The organism is Endozoicomonas sp. (assembly GCF_031844845.1).
Lineage (GTDB): Bacteria > Pseudomonadota > Gammaproteobacteria > Pseudomonadales > Endozoicomonadaceae > Endozoicomonas.
In genome coordinates, this window is the sequence record NZ_JAVRMB020000143.1 from 1 (window position 1) to 6,249 (window position 6,249).

Annotated in this window: 5 protein-coding genes and 1 tRNA gene; 1 reads left to right on the forward strand and 5 read right to left on the reverse strand. The window is 50.3% G+C overall.

What is annotated here, in order from left to right; genetic code table 11:
* Nucleotides 1-487: 487 nt before the first annotated feature.
* Together RM811_RS07215 and RM811_RS07220 are read right to left on the reverse strand one after the other, a co-directional pair.
* Nucleotides 488-577: transfer RNA gene (locus RM811_RS07215), tRNA-Ser, on the reverse strand.
* A 100-nt stretch (nt 578-677) separates the two neighbouring features.
* Nucleotides 678-1,517, reverse strand: a complete 840-nt coding sequence (locus RM811_RS07220; RefSeq protein ID WP_402522333.1) for an SDR family oxidoreductase — start codon at nt 1,515-1,517, stop codon at nt 678-680.
* Nucleotides 1,518-1,618: 101 nt separating this feature from the next.
* Between RM811_RS07220 and RM811_RS07225 the strand changes: the two genes are divergently transcribed.
* Nucleotides 1,619-2,434 (forward strand): phytochelatin synthase family protein, encoded by an 816-nt coding sequence (locus tag RM811_RS07225; RefSeq protein ID WP_402522336.1) that lies wholly within the window; start codon nt 1,619-1,621, stop codon nt 2,432-2,434.
* 320 nt (nt 2,435-2,754) lie between these two features.
* On the opposite strand, the gene RM811_RS07230 is transcribed toward RM811_RS07225, so the two are convergent.
* The 3 genes from RM811_RS07230 to RM811_RS07240 form a co-directional block, all read right to left on the reverse strand.
* Nucleotides 2,755-3,645, reverse strand: a complete 891-nt coding sequence (locus tag RM811_RS07230; RefSeq protein ID WP_402522339.1) for a DMT family transporter — start codon at nt 3,643-3,645, stop codon at nt 2,755-2,757.
* Between the two features lie 109 nt (nt 3,646-3,754).
* Nucleotides 3,755-5,812, reverse strand: a complete 2,058-nt coding sequence (gene rmuC / locus RM811_RS07235) for a DNA recombination protein RmuC (protein ID WP_402522342.1) — start codon at nt 5,810-5,812, stop codon at nt 3,755-3,757.
* A 239-nt stretch (nt 5,813-6,051) separates the two neighbouring features.
* On the reverse strand, nt 6,052-6,249 hold a 198-nt coding region (locus tag RM811_RS07240; protein WP_402522345.1), incomplete at its 5' end, for a hypothetical protein.

The following is a 6,249-nucleotide window of genomic DNA, read 5'->3' on the forward strand; positions in this document are numbered from 1 at the left end:
TCAGGTGTGTAAAGGCCATCCGTGGCTTCCTCTGTATTGTTTGGTCGCTTTACAGAGTACCCCTGAGTTCTGATTCATTTCAAAGGTTCTGTAGCAACCCTGTGGTTACAGAGGTTATGCATTTATGATACGAATTCAGGAATGATTAATTCTGATGATGATTGATTTATGAGTTTTTATAGCTAATAAATTATTATTGGATTTTAAAATTGTGGATGTCCCCTTCTCTTTGTAGTGGATGTCCCCTTCTCTTTTCCCTTCTCTTTATCAATATATGAAAACAGTGTTTACCCTGCTACCATAGGCTCAAACTGTTGATGACATAGAGCAGCTGCTGCCTTGGAAGCAAAAGCTGGTTTGAGTCAAGGTGTGGAGAAACTACCGCTTACATTCTTTCGCCGTCGAGACTCTGTTAACACAACAAGACAATAGTCGTTCAGAGTACGCGCTTGGGATAGGAAAATCAGGAAATTGCAGAAAGAGAATATGGCGGTGAGGGAGGGATTCGAACCCTCGGTACGGATTAACGTACACACACTTTCCAGGCGTGCTCCTTAAGCCACTCGGACACCTCACCATTTGCTCAAAACGTTACCGCCTGAACAGGTGGCGTACTTTATAGCACCTCCAATACAAAGGCAAAAAAAATATATACCTACCGACAAAAAAATAAAAAATCACTTCAACCGGTCAAGACCAAACATTCTGCCCAGAATTTTCTCCAGAACAGTGGTTGGCAAGAGTGCCTTCAACAACGGAAAGGCCAGGCTGCCATGGGCAAGCCGGATAATATTGGGTACACGGCCGGACTCCAGTTGATTCACAAGATCACGGCAGAAGCGATCAACCGGTGTGGGATTGTTCTGTGAGGCACTGGCCCGATCCCGAACGCTTTTTTCAATGGGCATATAGAGACTGTCCGGCTTCATCACCTGCTGCAGAACCTGACTGGCATTAGCTGCAAACCGTGACTGCACAGCCCCTGGCTGAACCGTAACTACTCTCACGCCAAAGGGCTTTAACTCCATTCTCAGCACATCCGACAAGGTATTGAATGCCGCTTTGGAGGCACAATAGCTGCCCGAAAAGGGAGTAAACAGCACACCGGAGACGCTGCCAATATTGACGATAGTCCCCTGCTTGCGGGCGCACATATCAGGGGCCAGTGCGCGTATAAGGCTCATGGGAGCAAAGACGTTGGTGGCAAACTGTTGTTCCAACTCTTCACCGGGCAGATCAATCAGCGGTCCCATGCTGCCATAGCCAGCATTGTTCACCAGCATATCCAGATGGCCATCACTGCTGAGAATTCGCTGAACGACATCCTGTATCTGCGGCTCGCTGGTGACGTCCAGGGCAAGCACCTGAATATTCTTATCCGCGAGATCCTGAATACTTTGCAGGTTACGGGCCGTTGCCCAGACGCGATAGCCTCTTTGCTGAAACTCCAGGGCCAGTGTCCGACCAATACCGGACGAGCACCCGGTAATCAGCACATTTTTTCCGTTTCCCGTCATCCTGACTCCATTTACCAGACATACAAAAGATTCCCACCAGCCCCTCAGCTTACCATGCAGAGAAAATTCCCTTGAGAGAGCAATAAACAGGAAGGCTCAAAGTGGTTAGTCAACGGCTGATCTATACTGCCGTAAACATTATTACTGACTTAATAAAGAACGGAACAATGATTGTTAAAAACAAGTGTCGAATATGCCTTGGTATGCTTCTATGCCTCACGGGCTTTTACCTGCAGGCCGCTGAGCATAATACGGTTATTTACTGGAATACGCCCGAAGCGATTCCCCTTCAGCAGGGACTCTCTGAAACCGCTGACTTCTGGCAACTCGTTCCCCACCTGACAACCCAAAAAAACCAGACCTACTGTGGTATTGCCAGTGCCGTAACCGTACTCAACACCATAGGAACCAGCCAGGACGGTGACCCTGTCTATTATCCTTATACCTACATTACGCAGGACAGTTTCTTTACACCATCGGTGCTGCCTTACCTGTTTCCAAAGCGGGTTATGGCCAGAGGCGCTGATATGACAGAGCTTCATCATGCTTTACAAGCTCACGGTGTTGCGGTTAACGCAATCAGTGGCGATACCCTGACCGTTGATGAACTGCGGACACTGTTGAGCCGGGAGCTGGTCGATAGCGAAAATTATCTGCTGGTCAATTATCAGCGCTCTTTCCTGCAACAGAGAAGCGGTGGCCACTGGTCTGTACTGGCGGCCTACGATTATGACAGTGACCGGGCACTTATACTGGATGTTGCCCGATACAGCTATCCACCAGTGTGGGTTAGCCTGCCCGCACTGCTAGCTGCCATCAACTCATCTGATTCGGGTGGTAAAACACGGGGGCTGCTGATGGTTTCCGGGCAGCCCCATTCACAAGGGCAACAGGATTCAGAGAAAGAGGGTCTCTGAAAGAATATCAACGGCCAATCAGCTATAGGCGCCGGCCGAACAGGTCAGCTCGTAGCTGTGGCTGTATATCTCAAGAATATTGCCAAATGGGTTTTACCATTTTGTGAAGGCCTTTCACCGGCAGCAGGATATCTGCATTGCCGTTAATGAAACGATATACTGGCAATTGCTCCCTCGGTAACTGCTCCTGCGTTACTCTACCTCCTGCGTCCATGCTCCGACATTGCCAGCATACAGTCCATCCCCGGACATATACCTGACCCACAAGCGACACCATACGGTGGCAAGCCGCTACTCGTTTATTCTGGGTACGTTATTCCCTACCGGTTGTAAGGAAAAGACTTAAAAATTGAGCGCCACCGGGCAACGATCAGAGCCAGAAATATCAGTCCACAGCCCACAAGTTTCTGGCCTGTCATAATCTCCCCCATCCAGACAGCACTCATCACTGCCGTCCACACCGGCTCAATGACCATAATCAGCGCAGCATGACCCGCTTCTGAATGTTTCAGGGCCCAGGTGTAGAGGAAATAACGCAGACTGGTGGCAATCAAAACCGCAGCGGCTACCCATACCCAGGTATCTGTAGAGATCTGCTCCGGCCAGCTTTCCATAGACAACGAAATGGCCATCCCCACCAGCCCCGGCACCATTAGCAGTATAAAAGTCAGTGCCATGGAAGGTATGCCGGGCGCATTGCGATTGGTGTAAACAAAATGCAATGCAATAAAAAAGGTTGCCATGAGGTACAGCCCCTGGGCTGGCTCAAACTCCCAACTCCCCTGCAGTGCCAGCAGGGCAATGCCCGCAATAGCAATGGGTAAGGCCAGGAGCGTATAACGATCAATGCGGCTGCCATAAACCATGCGCCCCATAAAGGGCACCATGATCATCGACAGACTCATAATGAAGGCACCTTCACCCAGACGGTCTGATCTATCGACGGCCTGAATCCAGAGGTACATGGCTCCCGCCTGGATTAATCCTACCATCACACAGATGAACAGCTGGTTTTTGTTCAGCTGAAACAGTTGTCGTGCCGCAAAAGGCAACAACAACAAAGCTGCCGCAATATAGCGGATCCCAATGTAACCAATAGGCGGCATTCCCCCGATGGCAAATTTGGAAAACAGCCAGCCCGATGCCGCCAGCAAGGTGACCAGCAACAGCGCCAGGTCCGCTTTAAGCGTTGGTCTCGTAATGGATTGCATGATAAGTGTGCCAGGGTAAAGATTTCAGTAAAAAAACAAGCTTAGTGAAATCCCGGTTACGACACACTGGGGATAAATACGTTATTTGATCCCGGGGAATCCGGAAGATCTACTTTGAGCCTGAGTCTTCCGGGTTGAATGGCGGCTCATAATCAGACAAGGAGTATTCAGGGTGCTCCAGCCTGGCCATCTCTGCCTCAAGAGAAGTCAACTCACCATCAGGAGTGGGTAACTCGCTGTCCAGCTCAGAAAGCCTGGACTCTAACACAGAGAAGTCCTGCATATCTGAAAGCCCCTCCCCGGCAGATGGTATGTCAACATGAGAGGCGGGAGCTACGGATACCGGCTCCACACTTTCAGGCGTTTGCTCAACGTATTCAGAACCGGGCCTGACATTCAGTGACGCAAGATCAAACTCTGGTGGCACCGCTTCTTCTGCTGCGTCTTTTGAAGTAGTCACAGGCTCCACCGGTGACTCTTCTGCCGATGGCTCAGCGGAGATGACAGGTTCGGTAATGGCATCCAGAGCATCATCAATAGCGGCCTCTGAAGCCGGGTCTTCAGATAAACGGTCTGTCTCTACTGCTTCTTCCAGTGCCTCTACAGCCGACGCTGCCTGTTGTATTTCTGCCTCAAGGTTCAGCAACTCTTCTGCTTCCAGCGGCTCCAGGTCGGCAGTTTCAAGGGTCTTCGCTGGCAACTCCTTCTTAACCCGAACACCCAGGGCCAGGAACTGATCCGCCTGGGCGATCAGATTGCCACGACCATGCTTCAGGGTTCCCATGGCTTCATCATAGGTGTTGCGGGCGTTACCCAGCTGAATATCCAGCTTCTCCATTTTTTCGACAAAAATACGAAGCTTGTCATACACCTGGCGTCCCTTGTCAGCCAGTTTGCGAGTGTTGGCATTCTGTCGCTCAATGGTCCACAGGTTGGCAACGGTTCTCAGTGTTGCCAGCAGGGTTGTTGGCGTTACTACCACAATGCGCTTCTCAAACGCTTCATTGAACAGCTGCTGGTCATACTGGAATGCAGAGATAAACGCCGGCTCAATAGGCATGAACATAAAGACAAAGTCCGGCGCCTTGATCTCCGGCAGGCTGGGGTAATCTTTCTGGTTCAGGCTGTTGATATGATTTCGAATACACTGAATATGACGAACAATGGCAGCATCACGATCTTCATCGGTTTCTGCATTCACGTAGGTCATATAGTCCACCAGCGACACCTTGGAGTCGATGATCAGGTGCTTGCCTTCCGGCAGATGGATAATAAAGTCTGGTCGCTTGTTCTGCCCGTCCTCATCCCTGAAGTTAGGTTCACGCTCGTATTCCTGCCCCTTGATCAGACCGCTGCTGTCCAGAATGGTTTCAACCTGCATTTCCCCCCAGGTACCCTGAAGCTTCTTGTCACCTTTCAGAGCCCTGGTCAGGCTCTCGGCATCATCCGTCATTTTGCGGTTGAGCTGATGCATGGTTTCAAGCTGCTGCTTGAGCGCCGCCCGACCAACACTGTCTTCCCGATGGGCCTCTTCCACTTTGTTACGAAACTCACCCAGTTGCTCCTTGAACGGCGCCAGCAGTGAATGCAGCTGCTCATGGTGCTGATCGGAAAGTACCTTACCCCTGGCTTCAAATATTTCATGGGCCAGGTGCTTGAACTCCTGTTTCAGGGCTTCCTTATTTTCCTGAAGCTGCATCAGGGCTTTCTGGTTTTGGCTCTGCTGCTCTTCAAGACGGGTTTCCAGCTCCTTTGTCCGCTGTTCAGACTGATTCCGGCCAGCCCGCTCGGATGCCAGCTCTTTAACCCGTTCCTGGTAGTCCCTGTTTTTTTCAGTTTCACGTTTGCGCTCTGAAATCAGCATGGCTTCCAGCCGCCCGGCCTTGACCTGGTGCTGGCTGAGCTGGTCACTGAGTCGTTGAGTTTCTATCTGTAGCCGGGCCTGACTGGCTTCCAGCTTTTCCTGCAGAATCGCTTTTTGCTCTGCCAGCTCATCCTGCAGGTCGATTTTCTGCTCTGTCAGCTGGGCAATCTGCAGCTCCTGAGCATTACCTTCCCGCTCCATTTGCAATTTCAGGCTTTGCTGGGTCTGCCGGCAGACAAACCACGCCAGTGCAAATGACAGCAGTGAAGCTACAGCAACGACGACAAGGGCGGTAAGCGTCATGAAACGATCTCTCCGGAATTACGCTAGAAACTTTTTGACAGGTTCGTCGAGAAAAAAGTTCAGGTCAATAGCAATAATTCTTGCCAAAGACCTGACTTGCAGCATTTATAGCTGAAAAAATGGCAGCAACAGCCGTGGAACCAACCCTTTGAACAAGACTGGGGTGCAATTCCGCTTTCAGGCCTTTCTTGTACTTCAGTAAGCCATTTAATTCACGCGATTATTCCAATAAATTACTTTCAACCATTGAGCACAACGTAGCCCAGTTTATCCATGGCTTTAAGGTGGCATTGGGGATTATCAGAACAATAGAAGAGGGTGAAATAACGAACTCTTTTGGCATCAAGTGGAATCATAAGGCAGGATAATTGCTCCGGTAACTGGGCAAGGCCACATCTGTCTCTTATACACATCTGACGCTGCCGACGAAAGATACA

Bases quoted from the DNA above. Each gene is read 5' to 3' on its own strand.
- rmuC (WP_402522342.1), bottom strand. From the start codon at position 5,812: ATGACGCTTACCGCCCTTGTCGTCGTTGCTGTAGCTTCACTGCTGTCA.
- RM811_RS07230 (WP_402522339.1), bottom strand. From the start codon at position 3,645: ATGCAATCCATTACGAGACCAACGCTTAAAGCGGACCTGGCGCTGTTG.
- RM811_RS07220 (WP_402522333.1), bottom strand. From the start codon at position 1,517: ATGACGGGAAACGGAAAAAATGTGCTGATTACCGGGTGCTCGTCCGGT.